We start from the raw sequence: 22,899 nt of genomic DNA on the forward strand, positions 1-22,899 counted from the left end.
AATAACTTTTAGGGCTGTAGCATAAACTTGCTACAGCCCTTTTCATTAATACGTAGCTTTTAGTTACAAAAAAACAGTGGCAAAAAGGAAAACTCGCCCTTCTTACAGGTGAGCAAATTTCCTTTTGTACCACTGTTTTTATTCTATTAACGATAAACCGGTTTTAAATGGGTAGCAGTAAAGATTGCTTTAACTAAAATCGGCGTTAAAATTACCGCCCCAATCACTTCACTTACCCCATTTGTTGCCACAATTGTTGCTAAAACTTTTAATAAACCAGAAGGATCAACACCATAAGCGGATGCGACTGGTCCTGTGTAAATCGTCCCCATAAAAGTTAAAACTAAAATTGTATTGGTTAATGTACCACCAATCGCTGCTAAAATAGAAGCGACGTAAAGATTTTCATTTTTCTTATACCACCAGTGGAACAAAAATCCTGCCACTAACCCCACTAAAACTCGAGGTACAACAGACACAATGGGATTAGTAAAAACCATTGTATCTAAAGGTGTGGTAGGTGAAGTGAAAGCACGAATAATCGTGCAAATTCCCCAAACTAATCCGACAAACATGCCGTCTTTTGTTCCTAAAACAATTGCAGCTACAATAACCGTAATATGAATAATCGTTAAGCTTGTAATCCCCAATGGAATAAAGCCTAAAAAAGGTACCATCGCTTGTAAAATAATAATAGCAATTAAAATGGCCCGAATGGCAATGCGATAACTTTTACTTTTCGTATTCATTTGAGTTCTCCTTTTGATTCTATTATAATGACACTAGTGTCATTGAAATGATTATACAAGAAAATGACACACGTGTCACTAATTTGAGGTGAGAAAATGAAAAATTTATCTAATGCCGAACGCAAACGGCAAAAAAGAGAAGCTATTTTAACTAGCGCCCGTCAAGTTTTTCGCCAAAAAGGCTTAATAGACGTGACGATGAAAGACATAATCGAAGCCACCGGTATCAGTCGGGGTGGCATTTATTTGTACTTTGATTCTGTGGATCAAATATTTATGGAAGTCATTAAACAGCGGTCCAATCGCAAATTTGATGACATTCGCCAAGCTATCACTAAAAATCCGCCCTTTGAAGAATTGTTAAATGACTATTTTACAAGTCATGAAGATCGATTGTTAAATCAAATGGATAACAGTTTATTACGCTCCATGTATGAATATTATTTTACCCATAAAACAACAGCCGATCATAAATTCCAACAAGAACAACTCGCCTCAACTAAAAAAACCATTCTGGCTATTTTGGAATTAGGGGTTACTCAAGGCGTTTTAAAAGATGAAAAAATCGCAGAAATTGCGGAAAATTTCATGTTTATGATTGAAGGCATGAGTGTAATGGCCCTCACTGGTGGTATCACCCAACAACAATTAGATGAACAATTTGACTTGATGAAAAAAATGTTACCCAAAGTTTAATAAATTAGGAAAACAAGTTAAAAAGACCGCTGACAAAACAAACATTTTAACGTATCACCAAAGGGCTTGCCTTCAAAAGATACTTTAAAACTTTTTTGTCATTGGTCTTTATTTGAAACTTTTATTTTTAGGCAACACTTTTCTGACTACTAATCAGTAGCAAAAAATTCGCCCATTTCATCCACATAAGGTAACGATTCTTTTAAAGGATACACAACAAAATCATGCATCATATCTGGAACAATGACTAAATTTAGCGTTGTACCTTTAACGTGCGCTACTTTTTCTTTTAAACGTAAAACATCGGGATATAAAATTTCGGCTGTGCCACTAATCACGAAAAGCTCCCCTAAGTTTTGAAATGTTCCATAAATAGGAGAAACAAGTGGATTATCTACCGCTAAATTGCCCGCATAAGTAGCGCCAGCTTGCATCAATAAATCTTTTTCCAACAAAACATCTTTTGCTTCTAATTCATCTGAACGAGGATCGCTCACTGAAACATCAAGCCAAGGAGAGGCTAAAGCTAATTTTTGTGGACGTCTTAGGGTACCTTCATCTCTTAGATGCTGTGCCAAACTAACGGCTAACCCCCCACCAGCAGAATCACCAAAAAGATATATTTCATCATCTGGGTATAAATGACGTAAATGATAAAAAGCAGCTTTGGTGGCAGATAGCGTTTTTTCTGCTGTCGCTTCTGGTGCTAGCGGATAGTCAAAGTAACTAACTTTCAAATTAAAACGGCTAACAAAACGTTCTTGAATTTGTTTATGAAAAGGAGATGCTTCTAAGGCATAACCTCCTCCGTGTAAATACAGCACGTGTTTTTTAGTTACATGCGGGGGGAAAAGTGTAATCAATTCTCGTCCGCTAATTTGACTGCGTTTTTGCGGAATGTCGCTATTTTCTAATTGGCGAATGTTAATTTTGCGTCGTTTTGGTGGTGTCACCATGGCGATACCCACAAGCTTTTTCATTTGAATTACTTTGAATACTTGTTTAACAAATTTGGCAGAATAACGCATCTCACCCCTCCTTTAAAAATGGTACAATAGTAATATCTCTAGCATAACTGACGGACTAGGAGGTGTCCATTATTTCAAAACAACGGGAATTACTTTTTGACAATTTAAGAGGTGTCCTAATCTTTTTAGTCGTTTTAGGTCACGCTTTAGAATATTTTCGCTTAACAAATCAAACAGCAGAATTTTTCTATGTCTTTATTTACCTGTTTCACATGCCGGTCTTTATTTTTATTTCTGGCTATTTTTCTAAACAGGTCCAAAAAGGACGGAAAACAGCGGTCAAAACATTTCTGATTCCGTATCTTATTTTAAACTTCATTTTAAGTATCATTTTGTTAATGATGGGTAAAATTGAAACTATCACGATTTTAAATCCTGGGTGGACGCTGTGGTATTTGTATTGTATGTTCATCTGGCGCCTATTATTACCAGATTTAATTAAAGTACGGCACATTTTAATTCTTAGCTTTATCATCGGTATTTTTTCTGGTTTTTTAACTGAGTTTGGCACTTACATGGCGCTGGCTCGGACATTAGGTTTTTTGCCGTTCTTTTTAGCAGGTTACTATACTGATCGCAAAATGATTGAAAAATTGCGCCACTTTCCTTTTGCGCGTTTACTGGGTTTTATGGTGATTATATTAGGTTTAGTAACTGCTTTTCTTTGGGTCAAAGCTCCTTTACCCCCGGAAATTTTATGGGGAGATCGTGCTTATAATTTATTTGAAATCCCGCTGTGGCAAAATATTTTGGCTGATTTATACCTTTATGGGTTGGGATTTGCTTTTGTTTTCGCCTTTTTGGTGATGGCGACTGAAAAACGGCACTTTTATACTGTTTGGGGACAAAATACATTAGCGATTTATCTTTTACACATTTATCTAATTGCGCCAATTGTCCAAATTGGCGAATTTGTAGTAAACCCCATCTTACATGGTTTAATTTTAATCGGCGGCTCCCTTTTAACCGTCTATATTTTATCTCGCCCGAAAGTGACTCATCGCCTAAGTATCGTCTTAAAACAAATCAACCATTGGATTATGCCCGATAAGAAAAGCTAAATGAACTCGCACAACTCTCAAGTAATAAGATGGAATTTTAATAAATTGTTTCCCAAATTTCTTGAAATTTCAGCTTATTGTCGCAGCGAGTTAGTTCATTTTGCTAGACACCTAGAAAAGCTAAACAAACGCGCTTAACTCTTTAGCATTAAGGCGGAATGATACGAAATTGCTCCTCAAATTTCTTAGCATTTCGACTTAATGTCGCCAAGAGTTCGTTTGTGTGCTAGATCAAAAGAAAAGCTAAGGGCAATGGTTAGCTCTTTTTTAATCCGGGTAAATTCACCCAATTGCTTATGATAATCAAATATTTCCTTTATCAACTAAAAAAACTGACACAAACTGCCAACTGAAAATTCAGTGCAACTTGTGTCAGTTTTTTTAATTTTGTTTAACCTTAAAGTAGCGTACGCAACTAATTAATATCATCAGTACTAAAATAAATAAGAACAATAATGCTATTTGTGATCCAAATACTGTCCCGGCTTCATAATTAGACTGACTTTTTTGGGCCAAATTAATAATAGTCGCCACAATCGCAGTGGCTACAGCACCAGAAAATTGTTGCAACGTGTTGAAAATGGCATTACCATCGGCAAACATTTCTGTTGGAATTTGGCTCATTCCTGTGGTCATCATATTACTATACGAAAAACCAATCCCAATCATGTAAAAGACGTGGGCGGCCACAAAACCGAATAAAATAGGTGCTTGTAACAGTAATGTTAAAGCTAGCCAACCAATCGTAACCAAACTTAGGCCAAATAAAATTGGTTTTTTCGCGCCGTGATTATCCAACACTCGACCTGAAATAGGCGCCAAAATAGCACCGACTGCAGCCCCCGGTAACATGACTAATCCCGCGATAAAAGCGTCTTTTCCCATCACAATTTGAACAAAATTTGGTAAGACAAAAGAAATTCCCAACAATAAAAATTGGCAAACTAAAAAGCCTAATAAAAATAAGCGGAAACCTTTATTTTTTAAAACAGTTAGGCGAATTAACGGATCTTTGACACTAGTCGAACGATGATAAAAGAGACCTAAACCTGCTAGTCCCACAACAAGTGGAATCACACTCACAAGTGTTCCTACTTGATTTAAGAATAATAAAAAGCCACTAAACATTAAAACAATACCCGCCATACTTGGAATGTCCAACTTGCCACCTTTTTTTATAGCCATGCTTGGAATCGCATATAATCCTAATCCTAGCGAAAGGAACAATACCGGTACTAAAAATAGAAAAATATAGTGCCACGTTAAAGCAGAAGTCAATACACCGCCATAGGTTGGCCCAATTGCTGGTGCGATGGAAGTTGTTAAATTTCCAATCCCAATCATAGCGCCACGTCTATCAATCGGTGTATAAGTTAAAATAATATGAAACATTAACGGTAGTGCAATTCCTGTACTAATCCCTTGCAACAGGCGTCCTAATAACAAGATCAAAAAACTTGGTGACCAAAAATCAATTAATAATCCTGTCATAAATAAAAGATTAGAAGCCAAAAACAACGTCCGAATTTGAAAATTTTTCAATAAATACGTTGAAAAAGGCACAATAATAGCAATAACTAAAAGATAAATTGTTGTCACCCATTGAACCTGACCTGTCGTAATCCCAAACTCACTAATCAAAGTAGGGAAAGTAACATTCATCGCCGTTTCGATTAAAACCCCCGCAAATGACATCATGCCAGTTGCCAATACGGCTAATAATAAGTGAATTTTTTTCTCCATCAAATTCCTCCTTGTTTTTCATCCCGTACAAAAACTTAGGCAAAAGACGTTACTCGCTAAAAGTTTACATCATTGCATTAATTGCCTCATTTTATTTACTTCAAGTAACTTTAGGCCTAAAAAAAGAGAAGCAGTTTCTATCGAAATAGAAACCGCCTCTCTCTCGACACGTCAAAGGACGTGTTATCTGTACGATTTGAAAATATTCACAAAAGATATTCTACCTATTTTTATTAAAAGGGTCAAGCAGTCTGACTAATTTAAGTGCTTTGATTCTTTCTTATTTACTTGTACAAAAAAATTATTCTTTTTCTCCAAAAGAAAAGCCATCAAAAGTTTCACCATCATAATATTTTAGTAGCTGCTCTGCACTTAGTAGCGAAGTTGTTTGCGCCTCTTCACTACTTTGTTCTTCTAAACGTTGGCGATAGGTAGCATATTTTTCAGCCAATTCACGATATAACGCTTGGCGAGAGTGTCCTTGCCCCGCAATTTGTGGTAACTCTCGTAAAAAGCCACGATAAACCGGACGATTTTCTTCTAATTCCACTGGCATTTCTGTGACATGTAAATTTAATTCAGCAAAAATTTCAAACATAAAATCACTTTCTTTCGTTTGAACTTAGATGTTCAATCTTTTTCTCTGGAATAAACCACATGATTAACATTAACGCGTTGACCACTAACACACTCACGGGATGAATCAACCAACCGGCTAATAAAGCAATCACATTTAAGATAAGTGTCAGCCGCATCTTAGGATAATGGGCAAAAAGTTTTCCCACCGGCGAATTTTTTCCATTAACTCGCACTAACGTATAACCTAAAAGGCAATAGGCTAAGTCCGTACCAAAAATTATTGCCCCATATAATAACTGCGGTGCCAATTCAACAGGATAGTCCCCAATCCAAGCGGTAGCAAAAGGAAAGAGTGTCATCATTAAAATAAATAAATTATTGGCCCATAATACCCAACCGTCAACTTTTTTGACAATATTAAATAGATGATGATGATTATTCCAATAAACCGCTAATGAAATAAAACTGATTAAATAAATAGCAAATTGATGTTCTACTCCGGCAAAAGCTCGCCATGTACTGCCATTTGGCTCATGTAATTCTAAAACCAAAATAGTCATAACAATCGCAATTACCGCGTCTGTAAATGCCTCAATTCTAGTTTTGGGCATTTTAACCACTTCCTTATTCTTTAATTTCCAATTCACCTTCAAGGTCTTCTAATACACCAGAAATTAATTCTTGACCTAAAATAAATTGATCCGGAATATCACTTTTGTTTTTCATACCAAAAGTAGCAATTTGGCGGAAACCATAGCGGGCATAATAATCTGGATTTCCCACTAAGAAGACAGCATGATGTTCCATTGCCACAGCTTTTTTAAAAGCTGCTTCCATTAAGGCACCGCCAATCCCTTGATTGCGGTACTCAAAAGCGACACTTAACGGAGCTAAAAGTAAAAAGTTACGCACACCGTCTTTTGCTTTAACTTCTTGCTCACTTAACATAACATGACCGACAATTTTTCCATCGGCTACCGCTACAAGTTCTAATTCGGGAATAAATGTTTCTTTTTGGCGTAAGGCAACCACAAAATCCTGTTCGTTTCCGTCTGAAACTTGCGCTGTTTTAAAAGCATCTTTAACTACCTGATAAATTTCGTCGTAGTCATTAGGCGTTGCCACTCTAATTTTCATGATTATTTTCCTCTTTTTCTTCATCGTATTGATTCATTACTTTAGCCAAAACATCTTCTAAGATATCTTCTTTGGAAAGTACCGTCAATGCCTGAGCTAATAAGGTTTCATCTATTTTTACGATACTATCTGCTTTCAAATTGTTCTTGACTAAAAATTCTTCACTTAGCGGTAACACAACTTGATTTTCCACTTGCATTAACCGTTTTTTTCGCATAATTGGCAACGGACTCCCCCCTTTTTTACGTATTATAACAAATATTTGCAAAAATTATGGCAATTTAGTTTAAACCCGCATTCTTATTAGGTTTTAACATTAAAAAAAATCAATGCCTAACATTATGCTAAACATTGATTTTTTACTTAATCGTCAACATCTTTATTTAAAATTTTGCCACCTTGGGCATCTAAAGTTAATTCAATCTCTTGGTTAGTGTGGAGTAGCTTGACTTCCCATTTTGTAACACCATCGTCTTTTTCTAATTCTGCTGAAGTAACAGATCCCTCAGTATCAGCTTGGGCTTTTTCAATCGCATCTGACAATGAAATAACAGCATCAGTTTTCACTTCATCTTCTTGCCAATTTTTATCGTCGTTCACTTCACTCGTATCTCCCAGTAATTTACCACTGGCGTCAAAAATCATCTGATATTCTTGACTACTATCTTTTCCTTCAATCTCAACTTGTTCATTTGGTCCTTGGGCTTCCCATTTAAAACTTGTGATAATCGCCTCTGTATGAGCGGACTGAAATTTTGTTATCGTTTCATCAAATAATTCTGCTTTTGGGACTGCAATCCCATTTTTATCTGTAACCTTTGAACTTGTTTCACTTGTTGTAGTGGCTGTTGTGGTGGTTGTAGTTGTATTAGTTGTCTGAGCTGTATCCCCATTTTGATTTTCGCTATTTTGCTGACAACCGGCCAAAAGTAAGCTACTACCTAAAATGGTCATTAAGATTAATTTTTTCATCTTCTTTCCTCCTCGGCTTTAAAATATCAGTTAATTTTATGTTACCTGTTTTTAAGAGGAATTGCCACTAACAGAGCAAAGTAAAATTTTTTTGTGCAAAAAAGAGCCTGACTTTAACGATCAGACTCTTAATAATTAAAAATTAATCAATTAATTTTGTTTTCTTTACATCCGCAATTGTTTTTGTTCCAGCCAATTGCATCGTAATGGATAACTCTTTATTTAAGTGATCAAAGACAGACTTCACGCCTTCTGCGCCACCTAAGTTCAATCCGTAAATAACTGGGCGACCAATAGCAACTAAGTCAGCACCACTAGCTAAAGCTTTAAACACATGTTCACCACGGCGTACGCCAGAATCAAAGACGATTGGCACCCGTTTGTCGACAACTTCTGCGATTGCTGGTAAAACTTCAAAAGAAGCTGGACCACCATCTAATTGACGACCACCATGATTAGAAACCCAAATCCCGTCTGCACCGGCTTTAATTGCAAGATCAGCATCTTCTGGTGATTGAATTCCTTTAACAAAAACAGGTAAATGCGTTAAGTCTTTAATTTTTTTGATGTCTTCTGGAACTAAGCCTTGTTTTGCAGCAGCGTAAATTTCAGCGATTCCTTTACCTTCGCCATCACCACTAGCGCTTTGAGCAGAATAAGCAGCTAAGTTAGGCATTGGTAGTGGAAATTGGAATTGATTAATTACGTCTTCTTCACGGTAACCACCCAATGTAGAATCGGCAGTTAAAATAATTGCTTTGGCACCTGCTTTAACAGCTTTATCCAAAATAAATTCGTTAAAACCGTCATCTTTACTCATATATAATTGGAAAAATTGCGGTGCATCTGGTGCAGCAGCGGCAGCATCTTCGATTGTAGTGTTGGCATAAGTACTAATTGAAAAAATGGAACCCGCAGCGGCAACACCTTTAGCTGTATCTGCTTCACCTTTTTCATGAGCTAAACCTTGTGCTGCAGAAGGAGCTTGAATAATCGGTGTTTTAAGTTCAATGTCCCATAATTTAGTTGATAAATCAGCATGATCAATTCCTTGTAAAATGCGGGGCATAATTTTTTTATTCATAAATGAAGTAGTATTTTCTTTCATTGTCCATTCATCTTCAGAACCACCACGAATGTAACCAAACGCGCCAGCTTCCATACGTTCTTTAACGCGGCCTTCTAAAGAGGCAATATTAACAATATCAATAGGATGTTCTTCATTACTTGTATGATACATAAGACTTTCCTTCTCTCTTGTAATTTACATGCTCATTTTACATCGCTTATTAAAAGTAAGCAAACATTTGTACTCGAGGGTGGTAGGAAAAGTGAAGGAGGCCGGGTAGCTCTTTAAAAAATCTCAGAAACTCGTCTACTGGTGTTCTGGGCCAGTAGCTAGTTTTTGAATTTTTCTCAAAGAGTTGGCATCTGAAACTAGACAAAATAGAAAAGCTTTTTGAACTCGTTCAACTCTTCAGCAATCAGCTAAAATCTTTATAAATTGTTTTTCAAATTTCTTAAGATTTTAGCTGATTGTCGCCAAGAGTTTGTGCAAAAAGCTAGACAAATAGAAAAGTGGCAGAGGCTGGGTAGCTCTTTTAAATCAGACAAAATTTCTTAATTGTGATAGATTTCAAACAAAAAAACACGAGCCTTGTCATTTTCCCCTATATTACATTGGGTAAAAAACAAAACTCGTGGTTTTTATACTTATTTCACACTGAAGTTATGATTTACTTCAGCTTTTAAGACTGGATGGGCTTGCAAGTATTCTGCGATTACTTCTGTCATATCCCGTGGAATTTCTTTGATGATTTTATCTGCACTAAACATCGCGTAATTTCCGCCACCAACCGCACGATATTGATTCATGACAACTTCTAATTCTTGATCAGGTAAAATATCTGATCCTTCAAATTGGAGCTTCGTGATTTTTTCGCCATAAGGTTTGCTCAAATCAATTGCATAGTCAATACCTTCATACATATCGTAATTGTAATATTGTGGTTTTGGATCGATAAATTGCGGATTAAAGACGATTTGACCATCTTTTAACACTAAATAATTTGCGGTTTGCTCCAATGCAGCTTTTAAATCTGCACCTGTAATTTTTAAAACAGCTAGTGTATTGGGATAAATATAATTGGTGATAACATCACGCATGGTAATAATTTCACCAAACCCTTTACCCTCATTGTTAAATAAAGCTGTACCAGAAATTTTAGCGCCACTAGCCCACATTTGGACGCGATTGATAAATTCAATATATGGATGTTCGTGAATGCGGGCAGCCATCGGATCGGTGATGTGCATGTCGCCTTCCACTTTTCCCACCGGTTGATCCAACCAATTTTCTAATTCATTGTCTAACTTTTGAATCAAACCCACAACTTCTAAATCAGCTTTTGCATCTTTTGTCGCCACAATTTCAGCAGTTGGATTACTTACTTGCCAAGTATTACCCGTTTGATTTAAATCAAGCGTAATTTTACCGATATAATTTCCGCGAAAACCTGGTTGAATAACTGGAACACCGTTAATGACAGTCGCAATTTCACGATGTTGATGTCCAGTTACAAAAGCGTCGATACCACTGACGGTTTGCAATAATTCATAGCCTTCATTTTCTCCAGTTAGCATTTCTGTTGCTTCTCCAGTTGTCAGGTCTTTTTCAAAACCTCCATGGTAAGAAACAATAACTACATCAGCTAACTCCCGTAATTTTGGCACGTATTCTTTAGCAGTTGCAACTAAGCTTTTAAAAGTTAGGTCTTTAACGGTTGTTGGTTGCTCCCAATGGGGAATATATTGCGTGACCACACCTAAAATGGCGATTTTAACACCTTCTTTTTCCAAAATAACGTAAGGTTCGCCAAAATAAGGTTGGCCATCTTTACCTAAAACATTGGCTGCTAAAATCGGATGTTGATAACTTTTAATTGCTTTTTCTAAATAAGGCAGACCATAATTAAATTCATGATTACCCAGTAAGCCAACATCATAGCCCATATGATTAATGACTTTGGTAATTTCAGCTGGATCTTGTTTTTGCTTGGCAGCATAATAACTTAAAGGAGATCCTTGAATAAAATCGCCATTTTCAATTTTAATAACTGGTCCATCTGCTTGGGCGGTTAATTCTTGCATTTTGGTCGCGACTTTGGCGGTACCAAATGGTAAATCAGCACCTTTTTCCGCATAATTGGTTGGTTGAATATAGCCGTGCATATCACTCGTTGCTAAAATAGTTAATTGCATTTTTCTCGTTCCTTTCCTGATTTTAAACGCTAATAACAACACTCACATTGTAATAGAATTTAAAACAATTTCCTTTGTCATCATACCATAAACCACGAATAGATTTGATTTTTGACAAATTTTTCCCTAAAAAAATTTGGCCAATCCAATCTAATTTATTTGTCTGTCTTTTTAGATAAAAAAATCTCCTCTACCTTTTGGGATAGAGGAGATTTTTTACATCAAATTATTGATTCCAAGCATCTTGTAATTGTGGGACAGAATCTTTAATTAATTTGTTTGTATCTTTATTTGGGTTAGACAAAATGTTTTCCATAATTGCACGTACTTCATTGTAGGCAGGATCAGCATTTTCTTTAACTGGAATAGAGAATAAGTCTTTTGTTGCTTCTTCTAAAATTGCTGGTACTTTTGTATTTGGTGATTTTTTGTATTCTTCACTTTCTAAAACAGATTGTAATACTGGCATGTAACCTGTTTGTTCAGCCCAATATAATTGCACGTCTGGTGAAGACAAGTATTTCAAGTACATGAAAGCTGCAGATTTTTGTTCTGCTGTAGCGCTGTTGAACATGTAAATGTCTGTACCTTGTTGTAAGTTAATTTTTTCCGGACGTGGTGCCACACCGTATTCAAATTTACCTTCTGTATCTTTTTTAACGTAACCTTCACCGGCAATTGAACCAATGAACATTGCTACTTTACCGTTTGCAAATGGGCCAGATAAATATTTGTCTGAACCGGCAATGCGGAAGTAACCGTCTTTTACGCCATCTAAATAGTAATCAATTACTTCTTTTGATTTTTCAGAATCAAATTTTAAATCTTTGGTGAATTCTTCCCCTTTATTTTCCATGCCAATAACATAGTAGTTGTTTAAAGAGTCAAAGCCCGCACCGACAACTTCATGATTTGATTTTTCATAAATTGTTTTAGAAGCTTCTTTTAATTCTTCTAATGTTTTAGGAACTGCAACACCATATTCTTTCAATAAATCAGCGTTGTAAACTAAAGCTTCAGTTGATTTATTAAATGGAATACCGTATTGTTTGCCTTCAATTTGCGCACCTTCTAATAATGGTTTGCGAATTTCTTCTTGGTCGCCCCAACCAATTGTTTTGTCATCCATGTAAGGTTTTAAATCTACTAACATATCGTCTTGTGCGGCGTTCCATAACCAGCCTGGATATGCTTGGCTGATTGTTGGTAAATCCTTTGGAGAAGGTAGTGTTGAGTTGATTTTTGCTTGTAAGTCTGGGTATTGTGATTGGTTTTGTAATTCAATTTTGATTTTAGGATTTTCTTTCATAAAATCTTCAGTAATCTTCGTTAACGCTTCTTCTTGCGCCCCATTCATCGCATGCCAAAATGTAACAGTAGTGTCTTTGTCGATGGATGTAACGATTTTGTCGCTGTCGCCATTAGAACTTTCTTTTGAATCATTGCCACAAGCTGCTAATGCAAAAACTGCGGCGGTTGCCAATACTGCTGTACCCAATTTTTTGAACTTCATTTCTTACTCTCCTTTGAACTCAGTGATTTTTTCCCCACGGGTGGGAAGTATTCTTTTACCATACGGGTTTTCCAGTTTTTCTGGTTTTAACGTATGGATTGGAACCAAAATTTTAGGCTCGATCATTGAAATAATGGCATCGAGATCTTGTGGAAAGGCATGTCCGGAACAAGCAAGACGGACAAATTCCACTTTCTTCAAGGCTAATAAATCCAAGAAGACTTGATATTTGGGATCAAAATCTCCCAAAGGTTGGGCATCCATATGAAAATACATGCCGCCGCTTTGTAATTTTTCAAAGTTTGCGACTGCTTGCCATAAATATTTATGGTCGTCAGCCAACAATTCTTCATAAGAAATTTCTAGTTTTTCATCTAAGTCCGCAATTTTATGTTCGGTATTTAAAGGATAATAATACGGAACTGCGATATTAAAGATATCCTGCATTAAAGCTGCCATATTGGCTTCTAAGACGACTTTTCGCGGCGATTGTTTAATGATTTGTTCAAAGCGCTTCACATTAGCGGGATAACCATTAAACGTTAATTGTCGCTGAGGATTTTCGTTAATTTTTGCCACTAGTTGTGCAATTAAATCCGCTTCACTGAAGACTTTAACTTCTTCAGAATCTCTTTCATCAAAGCTGATACTAACGCCTTCCATCATTAGAAGATCTGTATGCTTAGCTTGTTGACAAAAATCTAGCGTATACTGGCGGTCATATCCGTGTAAACGCAAATCACCAGTGTAAGTCAAAAACGCATCTGGTGTATGAATCAATAATGCACACGCGCCATAAGCATCGTGATCAACCGGTACAAGTTCCACTTTAATTTGCCCCACTTCTACCACGTCATGGGCTTCTAAGCCAATCATTTCACGGGTAAAATTCGTTGCTTCAAAAGGGGAAGGAATTAAAAAATCACCGTTACGATTTAAACTACGCAAAATTTTTGCCGTTTCTTTTAACGTGTATAACGGAATTTGCGGATCCAAATAATTAATCATTTTGGAATGATCCAAATGCGCATGGGATAAAAAGACAGCCGTTTGACTATATTCTTGTTCATCCTCCCCGTGGTAAGTGTAATTTAACCGCGGATCATAGACACCTTTTAATTCTGGGATGAGACGATTTTTTAACAATGTACTTAAATCATCATCTTTTAGCCCCAATTCCGGGCGATATTCGGTCCCAAAATCAAAGAAAATATGCGCATCTTCATAACTGACTTCAATAATGGTACCGCCGATGGTCAAAATACCACTATGAAAAGTGATGTTGGTTTTACCCTTTGATACCATTTTTTGCCACTCCTCGAATAATTTCTTTTCTAAAGATCAAATAAATAATTAAGATGGGAATTACTGTCAATGTCGCTGCAGCCATTTGCAAGTGCACGTCGCTACCACTTTCAGTCGTAAAAGCAGCTAAACCGTTATTTAACAAACGGTATTTTTTCTCGTTGGTAACAAGTAAAGGCCATAAAAATGAATTCCAACTGGAGATGAAAGTCAAAATCCCCACAGTGACTAACGCTGGTCGTGACATTGGTACTAAGATACGCCAAATATATTCCAAGTCAGAAGCACCATCGATTTTAGCAGCTTTATAAAAGGTACTGGAAATTCCTTTTAAATAACTATTTAAATAATAAATATAGAAGATACTTGTTAAAAAGGGAATAATTAATGCCATGTAGCTATTTAATAAGCCCATTTTGGCGATTGTATTGTAGTTGGTAAAAATAATCGATTCATACGGTACCATTAGTAATGACACCATAATTCCGACAACTAAACCTTTAAATTTAAACTCTAAACTCGTTAAAGCAAATGAAGCTAAAACAGAAGTAATTAAAGTCGCAATCGTGGTCACCAAAGAAACGAAGACAGTATTAATAAAGTACTGTAAAAACGGCGCTTTTGAAAAGACGGCCGCATAGTTCGCCCATTGGAATTTTTCCGGCATAATAGTTGGTGGAATACTTGTCGCTTCACTATAAGTCATTAAACCGGCTAAAACCATATAGATAAATGGGAACAAGGTGATAATCCCTAGCACCACTAAAAAGACTAAAGCAATAATTGTTACTAGTTTTTTCACGCTAATCCCCCACTCTCTTCATGATTTGGCGTTGAATAAAAGTACAGAACAAAATAACTAAGAACAAAATCACTGTCGCTGCCATGGCAATTCCAGGACGTCCGGCGATGTGGAATTTGTCATAGATATAATACACTGCGGTTGTCGCACTTTTGGCAATCCCAGGTTGGCCTGCAAACAAGGCATAAACTTGCGTGTACACTTTAAAAGCGCCAATAATATTTACCGTTAATAAAAAGGCAATCGTTGGAACCAACTGTGGCAACGTAATGCGGCGGAAAATTTCACCGTCTTTTGCACCAAACATTTTGGCAATTTTATAATGCTCTGGATCGATATTGCGTAAGCCCGCTAGTAAAATAATGATATTAAACGCCAAACTCGTCCAAACCCCAAAAATAATTAAGGTCGTCATGCTCATGTCTACATTATCCAACCAATTAATCGGTGCGATACCTACTTTGCCTAGTAAGAAATTAATAATCCCGTAAGAGCCATTAAAGAAGTAACGAAACACAATCCCGATGGCAATCGTACTGGTTACATAAGGCATGAAAAATAACGTTTCAAAAAAACTTTTATGCTTTACTTTTTCAAAAATAATCCAAGCAATCGCCAGTCCGATAATTAACGCAATCGGCACTACCGTAAAAGCGTAAAGAGCTGTATTTTTTAACGCTTTAAAAAAGACTGGATCACTTAAAACTTTTTGATAGTTTTCAATACCCGCGTATTCTTGGTTAATCAGCGTTCCTTTTTGGAAACTCATAAACAAAGAACGAAATAATGGATAGATACTAAAAATCATAATGACAACTAAAGATGGCAGAAGGAAGAGCCATGCTTTTGGTTGATTTTCCGGATTGTAATGATTTTTCTTAAACATTAGTAAATCCGCGTCCCATCTTCTTTAAAGATAAAAGCTTTTTGGTAAGCAAAATCAAATGTCAGCTGCGCTCCTTCTTGAATATCTTCTTCGATGCTGACAATCGATTTTAAGTGATGGGTATCAATATCAAAGTTTAAAATACGTTCACGGCCAATTAATTCCACGCCAGAGATGACTGTTTGAAAAGCGCCAGCACCTTCAACTGGCAAAACATCTTCTGGGCGAATCCCGATAAAGTAATTACCATCTGGCATATTTTCTTTAAAGCGGGCTACCATAAAACGCTCAACCGGAACGCTAAAGGCATCGTGATGCATCATGCCGTCTTTTACTTCCACTGGCAAAATATTAATGATTGGGTTCCCGATAAATTTCGCCACAAACAAGTTATTTGGTTCTAAGTAAAGGTTTTGTGGATCATCGTTTTGTTGAATGACACCTTCGTTTAATAAAATAATTTTGTCTGAAATCGACAACGCTTCTTCTTGGTCATGGGTAACAAAAATCGTGGTAATCCCCACTTCCTTCACTAAGCGGCGAATCTCTTCGCGAATCTTTAAACGTAAACGCGCATCTAGATTAGATAACGGCTCATCTAATAACAAAACTTCAGGGTTTTGTACGAGTGCTCGCGTAATGGCTACCCGTTGTTGTTGCCCACCGGATAATGTACCGGGCTTTTTATTTTTTAACTCTTCAATATTGGTTAACGCCATATATTTTTCCGCAATTTTCATCGCTTCATTTTTAGGCATTTTTTTATCCCCAACCGTTAAAGGAAACATTACGTTTTCAAAAACAGTCATGTGGGGATAGAGTGCATAGTTTTGAAAAACAAAACCAATATTCCGATCTTTGGGTTCGGTCTTAACCACAGAGTTACCAGCAAAGCGGATATCCCCAGCAGTTGGACTTAATAAACCGGCAATCAAATTTAAAATAGTTGATTTACCGCAACCACTTGGACCTAAAAGACAGACTAGGTCACCTTTTTCAATCGTGAAATTTACAGACTTTAACGCTTCAAAACCATTATCGAATACTTTTTTCAGATCGATAACTTCAATCATGGGAAATCCTCCCTTTTTTATTTTTACCTGCACTGCTAATTTTAGCATTTTTTATAACAATAAGTTTATAAAGTTTAATGAGAGATTTTCTTATTTTTTTCTCATTTAATTTTATAAGGCAAAGAGTGAAGCAATAGGGTAAGTACTTTTTTCACAATTTTTTCTATCTTATTTTGTTATCCCCAACGAGAAAAAAACAACGAGATTTTAGTTATTATTTCATACTTGAACCAGATAGCCGTTAGTAAAATTGAAAAGAAAGTAAAACAACCCTAAAAAATAGAATGAATCTGTTTCACTCCCACACAATAAGACGAAAATTAGCGTAATTGCTCCGCTAATTTCTGCCAATTTCTACTTATTAACTTGTCGTAGAAACGTGCACAGGTAAAGCCCACTTAGTAGAAAAGCGAGACAGGCGTATTTATTCCCCGAAAAGCTACTCTTGTCATTTCATTGATGCAAAAAAAGGAAGTGTGATCAGGCTTTTCTCACACCTCCTTTGTACAGCACTTATTAAACTGATAAAGCTCGCTTTTTTTCATTTTTGCAGTTCACTACTTATAATTTCAGCTCCGGTTTTGTTTTAGTTAAAATCCCACTGGATGTTTTCACTTCGAAATAAGTTTCTATTAATTGTTGTAATTCAAGCATTGCGGCATGGGCGCGCTGAGCTTGTTTATCATTAATGGCTTCAATAACTAAAACAGCAGCGGTTGTCGTTTCTTGTAACATTGTCCGTTTAGCTTCCCGCCAGTTAAAACAACGACACACTGCTCCTTTTTCATCATAATAAATTATTTCATCGGGTAAAGCCGGTGCATCTTCATCTGCTCCTAGAGGTTGAAAGCTTTCACCACCTTTGGCTTTTCCTAACTGAAGATCGCCTGCAATCGTATCAATGTCTTCGCCACCACATGGAACCCCATATTTTAATGAGATACTATTGTAAATATCCACCAGCGGATTAATCGGATGAAAGGTGCGATCTTGGCTGGCTCTTTTTAATAACGCTTCAATCGAAGAACGGGCACCTTTTTTTGTTTTAAATTGGCTAAAAGCTTGGCGCCATTCTTGGATAACTTCATTTTGACTAAACGTTTCAGCTGTCAAAAATTTTTGCGCTTCTTTTTTACCTTCGGCTAATAAATCTGCAAAATATGCCTCTTGGGCTTCATTGCTATGATTATTAAGACCACTCGCTGTAACAATAAATAACTTGGCATCTGGAAAAAGTTCCCAAAAATTTTCATCAACTTTTATTTTTTTCATTTTAAAGACCTCCGCTGTTCTTGTCGTTTATTCTTTTAGTCATTATCCAATCTGTTTGGTCATCACTACCAAGAGTAAAAATGTGTTCACCCGTTTTAACAAAGCCCATTTTTTTATAAAAAGTAATCGCCGGCAGATTATATTCCCATACGCCTAACCAAAGCTGGCGTTTATTTTGAGCTTGGGCTACTTTTTCAGCAAAAGCAATCAGCTCTTGCCCTAAGCCTTGCCGCTTAAAGGCCGCCAAGATGTAGATGCGTTCAATTTCTAAAGCATCGTTTACACCTGCTTCACTTTGCGCTTCATTAATATTCAATTTTAAATAGCCCGCTAACTCATTTTGCTGGTAAATAAAATAGAAAAAAGAGTTTTGATTGGCGAGTTCTTTTTCCAATTGGGCGTAGTTGTAATTTTGTGCTAAAAAAGCAGCCAAGTCTGCTGGCGTATTGTCTTTAGCAAAAGTTTCTGTAAAGGCTATTTCACTGATGGCCTTTAACTTTTTTACTTCTGTTTGTTTCACCATTTCAATCTTCACTGCCATATGGACGCACCCCTCCTTTTTTCACCAGATCCCAATCTGTGGCAACATTTTCTTCCACCCGTGCTAGATAGGCCGCTAATTGTTGTCTTTCAGGTTCACTGAAACCTTTTAGCGCAACGTCATTGGAATATTTATTTTCCGCTTGAATAATTGGCGCAAGCTTGGCCCCTTTGTTTGTGACAAAAAGTGATTTATTTTTTTTATTATCGGCTTGGATTTGCTTTTCAACCAGACCATTTTTTTCTAACTTAGCAATCGCACGAGCAGCGGTGGTGCGGTCCACTTTAATCAATTCTGCTAACTTTTCTTGAATAATACCAGGATTTTCATAAATACGGACCAAATAAAGATACTGCCCGCGGGTCAAAGAAAATTCTTTAAATTCAATATTGGCAATCGAATCTAATGCACGGGCAATTTTGCCTAAATCACGTAAAATTTCGGTCATCTAATCCCTCATTCACTAATTTTTATTGGTAGTTGTATCTTAAAATATTTTTATTGCATTTGCAACATTTAGTATAAAGCACTTCATTTTGTTTTTATTTTGAATCGTGATACGGTTAATTTAAAGGTAATAAAAATCGTTTTGTCAGATGCAGTGTCAGCGTTGTTTTTGAAAGGAAGGAAAACAGATGAAAAAAATGTCAACTTCAACAGTGATTAATACCGGTGGTCGCGAAGGTGAAAGTAAGTCTGTCACAGGTTCTTTAGATGTCTTAACAACTGGCGTAAAAAAAGAGGGGTACACCAACCCTGAAGAATTATTTGCCGCAGGTCTTGCCGCTTGTTTTAATGGTGCCATGCAATTTCCGCTAGAACGAGATGGCCTAGGGGATAAAAAAAGAGAGATTCGAGCTGAAGTCAGCTTACTTGGGGATTTACCAGATTTTACGACATTACATTTGGAAGTTGTTTTAATTGGAAAAATTGAAGGCTTAAGTAAAGAAGATACCGTAAAATATATGACCGAAACCGAAAATATCTGTCCTTATACTAAAGCCATTGAAGGCAATGTCGCAGTAAAATTTGACGCTGAAGATTAGAGGTATACCCTTTTTACAATTTTATCTACAAAAATAAAAAATCCGCTGACAAAACACATCATCGTGTAGTTGTCAGCGGATTTTTTTGTAAGAAAAAGGTTATATGCTATTTACAAGGAATAAAGTTTGTTGTCCTTCAGAAACTTTATTTTCAAAAGTTTTACAAGAGCATAACGCTTTTATGAAATTTAATCGGCAGACGTAAGCCGCTATTTTTGTAAGAGCTCTAAAAATGCTGCGCCATATTTTTGTAATTTATTTTCCCCTACCCCTTTAATTTGCAACATTTCTAAGGTCGTTTGTGGCTGAATCTCAGCTAGTTCATACAACGTTTTATCAGAAAAAATGACATAAGGCGGTAAATTTTGCTTTGTTGCCAGTTCCAAGCGCAACTGGCGCAGTTTTTCAAACAATTCATTATCCGGTGCCAATTTTTTCACTACTTGAGCTTTACGCATCACTTTTTGTTGTCCCAGCAAGACTTTTTTACCACTGTTTGAAATTTTCAATAAAGGAAATTGTCCTTCGGTAGGAATTAAATAACCTGCTGCTGTTAAAAAATCAATTAACTGACTAACATCTTTTTGACTCCAGTCTTTCATTAAGCCGTAAGTTGATAACTTTTCAAAATGCCATTGGCTAATTTTTTGATCTTTTGAACCTGTTAAAACTTTGCTGATCAGGGCTTTGCCAAACCGTTCTCCCATGCGCTTAACACAAGACAATACTTTTTGGGCATCTAATGTGATTTCTTCAACTTCTCTTTCATCTAAGCAATTACTACAACGCCCACAATCAGGGCCGTCCTCTCCAAAATAGCGCAAAATGTAGCGTTGCAAACACATTTCTGTATGAGCATACTGACTCATTTCCCGTAGTTTTAAATACTCTTTTTGCTTGTAGTCTAATTCCATCTCAGAATTATCAATAAAAAATTGCTGTACTTGTAAATCTTGCGGTGCATACATCAAGATGGCTTCACTCGGTAGTCCATCGCGCCCTGCTCTACCGGCTTCTTGATAGTAAGATTCAATGTTTCCTGGCGTTTGGGCATGGATGACAAAGCGAACGTTACTTTTATTAATCCCCATTCCAAACGCGTTCGTTGCCACCATCACTTTAATTTCATCAAACAAAAAAGCTTCTTGGGCTGCTGAACGTTGCGCTTCGGTTAAACCACCATGATAATAGCCAACTTCAATTTTTTTACTTTTTAAAAGGTGGTATAAGCGCTCAACTTCTTTTCTGGTGCTGGCATAAATAATGCCTGCTTGTTGCTGATTGACCCGCAAATATTCTAATAAATAACTATCTTTGCCATCTTTTACAACTTGAAAAGCCAAATTTTCCCGTGCAAAACCGGTTTGGACTTTATTATTAACCGGAATTTCCAAACTGTTTTCAATATCTTTAGCAACTTGCGGAGTTGCAGTCGCCGTTAAGGCAATCACAGCTGGTCGTTTGGGTAACGCTTTGATTTCTTGGGCCAATTGCAAATAACTTGGGCGAAAATCATGACCCCATTGCGAGATACAATGGGCTTCATCTACAGCAATTAAACTAATTTTTTCTTGCTGTAAAAGTTGCTTAAACGAAAACATTTCAAACCGTTCTGGCGCAACATAAACTAATTTATACTTACCAATGGCAGCATCTTTTAAACGCATACTTACTTCTGCTTGAGATAAACTACTATTAACAAAAGTAGCTGCAATCCCCATTTCATTTAATGCATCCACTTGATCTTTCATTAAAGAAATTAACGGTGAGACCACTAAAGTTAAACCGTCTAATAATAATGCCGGTAATTGATAACAAATCGACTTTCCGCCACCGGTTGGCATAATGCCTAAAACATTTTCATTACGCAACACTTTTTGAATCAACTCTAATTGACCCGGACGAAAACTTTCGTAACCAAACTTTTCTTTTAATAATTGGGTTAAAACATCCACGTACTATCCTCTTCTCACTGCTAAGTTCTTTTCAGGCCTTTTTTGTCTATTCATCTTAACATGGAAAACAGCTAGAAAAAAGTAGTCAATTTTCGGGCCGACTTTTAATCTAATGCACGTTTTTTTACATTTTATTTAAATGATTTTTATCACAAATGGTTTTGACGTAAAACCAAAAAAAGTGTAAGCTTGGTGAGGCGAATTTAAGGACGCTGGAGGTTTATAAATGAGTTATTTATCTTTACAAGATATTAGCAAACACTATCCTGGCAAAAAGAAAAATGCGTTACAAGATTTTTCTTTAACGATAGAAAAAGGTGAATTTATCGCAATCGTTGGTCCTAGTGGTAGTGGTAAGTCGACGCTTTTAAATATTTTGACAGGTTTTGAAGCACCGACAACTGGTAGCGTTATTCTAGCAGATCGAAATATCACTAAAGATGCCCCAAAAGATCGGGATATGGCGCTTGTTTTTCAAGAATATGCTTTGTTTCCACATATGACGGTGGCACAAAATATTACCTTTGGAATGAAAATCCGTAAAACTGCTAAAAAAGAACGGCAGGAAAAATTGGATTGGGTTACAAAAGAACTTGGTTTAACAGAAGTCTTAGATGTTTTACCGAAAAACTTATCCGGTGGTCAACGGCAACGAGTTTCACTAGCCCGCGCGATCGTCCGCGATCCCAAGTTATTTTTAATGGATGAACCTTTATCAAACTTAGATGCCAAATTGCGGGATCAAGTCGGGGATTTAATTTTAGCCACGCATAAAAAATTACAGGCGACAACATTATTCGTCACCCATTCCCAAGAAGAAGCCATGTCTTTGGCTGATCGCATTATCGTGTTAAAAGACGGCGTGATTCAACAAATCGGCACGCCTCAAGCAGTTTATGAAAAACCAAAGAACCGCTTTGTGGCCGAGTTTATTGGTCGCCCTGCGATTAATATGTTCTCTTTTACTAATTTACCACCTGCCTTACAGCAGCAATTTTTACAGGAGAAAGACAAACTGGCTGCAATCCGTAGTGAGCATATCCACATTCGTGAAGAAAAACACAAAGAAAGCAACCAATCCCAGCCTGTTGAAACTGGAATTGTCACAGAAGTACGTTATTACGGCGGCAATAGCATTTTGCAGTTGGATTGGCAACAGACGAAATTATTCGTTCAAACTACACAAAACCCGCCTGCACTAGGCGCGACAGTTTTATTTACGTTTGATTCACAACATTTACTATTTTTTGATAAATAAATTTATAGTACCGCTATAAATT

Annotated in this window: 23 protein-coding genes; 4 read left to right on the plus strand and 19 right to left on the minus strand. The window is 36.6% G+C overall.

The genetic code is table 11. The features are described from left to right. Window positions 1-146 precede the first annotated feature (146 nt). Window positions 147-749: an ECF transporter S component gene (locus IGI65_RS01650; protein ID WP_071864105.1), complete on the minus strand. Its 603-nt coding sequence runs from the start codon at window positions 747-749 to the stop codon at window positions 147-149. A 96-nt stretch (window positions 750-845) separates the two neighbouring features. On the opposite strand from IGI65_RS01650, the gene IGI65_RS01655 reads away from it, so the two are divergent. Next, a complete protein-coding gene (locus tag IGI65_RS01655) occupies window positions 846-1,445 on the plus strand; it encodes a TetR/AcrR family transcriptional regulator (protein WP_438773037.1) in 600 nt (199 codons plus the stop codon). 149 nt (window positions 1,446-1,594) lie between these two features. On the opposite strand, the gene IGI65_RS01660 is transcribed toward IGI65_RS01655, so the two are convergent. Continuing rightward, a complete protein-coding gene (locus tag IGI65_RS01660; RefSeq protein ID WP_438773038.1) occupies window positions 1,595-2,473 on the minus strand; it encodes an alpha/beta hydrolase fold domain-containing protein in 879 nt (292 codons plus the stop codon). 62 nt (window positions 2,474-2,535) lie between these two features. On the opposite strand from IGI65_RS01660, the gene IGI65_RS01665 reads away from it, so the two are divergent. After that, complete coding sequence (locus IGI65_RS01665; protein WP_438773039.1) at window positions 2,536-3,534, plus strand: acyltransferase family protein; 999 nt, start codon at window positions 2,536-2,538, stop codon at window positions 3,532-3,534. Window positions 3,535-3,915: 381 nt separating this feature from the next. Here IGI65_RS01665 and IGI65_RS01670 read toward each other — a convergent pair whose 3' ends face one another. The 16 genes from IGI65_RS01670 to IGI65_RS01745 form a co-directional block, all read right to left on the minus strand. Continuing rightward, entirely contained in the window at window positions 3,916-5,277 is a 1,362-nt protein-coding gene (locus IGI65_RS01670; RefSeq protein ID WP_438773040.1) for an MFS transporter, read from the minus strand. 301 nt (window positions 5,278-5,578) lie between these two features. Continuing rightward, complete coding sequence (locus tag IGI65_RS01675; protein ID WP_438773041.1) at window positions 5,579-5,875, minus strand: hypothetical protein; 297 nt, start codon at window positions 5,873-5,875, stop codon at window positions 5,579-5,581. Between the two features lie 4 nt (window positions 5,876-5,879). Continuing rightward, complete coding sequence (locus IGI65_RS01680) at window positions 5,880-6,467, minus strand: TMEM175 family protein (RefSeq protein WP_438773042.1); 588 nt, start codon at window positions 6,465-6,467, stop codon at window positions 5,880-5,882. 13 nt (window positions 6,468-6,480) lie between these two features. After that, window positions 6,481-6,993 carry a GNAT family N-acetyltransferase gene (locus IGI65_RS01685; protein ID WP_438773043.1) on the minus strand — a complete coding sequence of 171 codons (513 nt, stop codon included), beginning with the start codon at window positions 6,991-6,993 and terminating at the stop codon, window positions 6,481-6,483. Beyond that, complete coding sequence (locus IGI65_RS01690) at window positions 6,983-7,210, minus strand: hypothetical protein (protein ID WP_245812993.1); 228 nt, start codon at window positions 7,208-7,210, stop codon at window positions 6,983-6,985. The genes IGI65_RS01685 and IGI65_RS01690 overlap by 11 nt, the downstream gene beginning before the upstream one ends. Window positions 7,211-7,356: 146 nt before the next feature. Next, window positions 7,357-7,965, minus strand: coding sequence for a PepSY domain-containing protein (locus tag IGI65_RS01695; protein WP_438773044.1), 609 nt, complete (start codon window positions 7,963-7,965; stop codon window positions 7,357-7,359). Between the two features lie 142 nt (window positions 7,966-8,107). Continuing rightward, window positions 8,108-9,205: a lactate oxidase gene (locus IGI65_RS01700; RefSeq protein WP_071864115.1), complete on the minus strand. Its 1,098-nt coding sequence runs from the start codon at window positions 9,203-9,205 to the stop codon at window positions 8,108-8,110. A gap of 473 nt (window positions 9,206-9,678) precedes the next feature. Next, window positions 9,679-11,226 carry a bifunctional metallophosphatase/5'-nucleotidase gene (locus tag IGI65_RS01705; protein ID WP_438773045.1) on the minus strand — a complete coding sequence of 516 codons (1,548 nt, stop codon included), beginning with the start codon at window positions 11,224-11,226 and terminating at the stop codon, window positions 9,679-9,681. Window positions 11,227-11,452: 226 nt separating this feature from the next. Beyond that, entirely contained in the window at window positions 11,453-12,739 is a 1,287-nt protein-coding gene (locus tag IGI65_RS01710; RefSeq protein WP_438773046.1) for an ABC transporter substrate-binding protein, read from the minus strand. A 3-nt stretch (window positions 12,740-12,742) separates the two neighbouring features. Beyond that, window positions 12,743-14,044, minus strand: a complete 1,302-nt coding sequence (locus tag IGI65_RS01715; protein WP_412257309.1) for an MBL fold metallo-hydrolase — start codon at window positions 14,042-14,044, stop codon at window positions 12,743-12,745. Further along, a complete protein-coding gene (locus IGI65_RS01720; protein WP_095006437.1) occupies window positions 14,028-14,846 on the minus strand; it encodes a carbohydrate ABC transporter permease in 819 nt (272 codons plus the stop codon). Before IGI65_RS01720 ends, IGI65_RS01715 begins: the two co-directional genes overlap by 17 nt. Before the next feature lies 1 nt (window position 14,847). Continuing rightward, a complete protein-coding gene (locus IGI65_RS01725; protein ID WP_071864120.1) occupies window positions 14,848-15,732 on the minus strand; it encodes a carbohydrate ABC transporter permease in 885 nt (294 codons plus the stop codon). Further along, window positions 15,732-16,805: an ABC transporter ATP-binding protein gene (locus tag IGI65_RS01730; RefSeq protein ID WP_071864121.1), complete on the minus strand. Its 1,074-nt coding sequence runs from the start codon at window positions 16,803-16,805 to the stop codon at window positions 15,732-15,734. The genes IGI65_RS01725 and IGI65_RS01730 overlap by 1 nt, the downstream gene beginning before the upstream one ends. A 561-nt stretch (window positions 16,806-17,366) precedes the next feature. After that, a complete protein-coding gene (locus IGI65_RS01735) occupies window positions 17,367-18,077 on the minus strand; it encodes a B3/B4 domain-containing protein (protein WP_438773047.1) in 711 nt (236 codons plus the stop codon). Between the two features lies 1 nt (window position 18,078). Continuing rightward, window positions 18,079-18,618, minus strand: a complete 540-nt coding sequence (locus IGI65_RS01740; protein ID WP_071864123.1) for a GNAT family N-acetyltransferase — start codon at window positions 18,616-18,618, stop codon at window positions 18,079-18,081. Then, window positions 18,602-19,066: a MarR family winged helix-turn-helix transcriptional regulator gene (locus IGI65_RS01745; RefSeq protein ID WP_412257299.1), complete on the minus strand. Its 465-nt coding sequence runs from the start codon at window positions 19,064-19,066 to the stop codon at window positions 18,602-18,604. Before IGI65_RS01745 ends, IGI65_RS01740 begins: the two co-directional genes overlap by 17 nt. 187 nt (window positions 19,067-19,253) lie before the next feature. Between IGI65_RS01745 and IGI65_RS01750 the strand changes: the two genes are divergently transcribed. Then, complete coding sequence (locus tag IGI65_RS01750) at window positions 19,254-19,664, plus strand: Ohr family peroxiredoxin (protein ID WP_412257297.1); 411 nt, start codon at window positions 19,254-19,256, stop codon at window positions 19,662-19,664. 209 nt (window positions 19,665-19,873) lie between these two features. Here the strand turns inward: IGI65_RS01750 and recQ are convergent, their stop codons facing one another. Beyond that, on the minus strand, window positions 19,874-21,619 hold the full coding sequence (gene recQ / locus IGI65_RS01755) for a DNA helicase RecQ (RefSeq protein ID WP_438773048.1): 1,746 nt from the start codon (window positions 21,617-21,619) through the stop codon (window positions 19,874-19,876). Between the two features lie 226 nt (window positions 21,620-21,845). Between recQ and IGI65_RS01760 the strand changes: the two genes are divergently transcribed. Next, on the plus strand, window positions 21,846-22,877 hold the full coding sequence (locus tag IGI65_RS01760) for an ABC transporter ATP-binding protein (protein ID WP_438773049.1): 1,032 nt from the start codon (window positions 21,846-21,848) through the stop codon (window positions 22,875-22,877). The last annotated feature ends 22 nt before the right edge of the window (window positions 22,878-22,899 follow it).

Source organism: Enterococcus sp. DIV0755b (genome assembly GCF_051713765.1).
Classification (GTDB): domain Bacteria; phylum Bacillota; class Bacilli; order Lactobacillales; family Enterococcaceae; genus Enterococcus_C; species Enterococcus_C canintestini.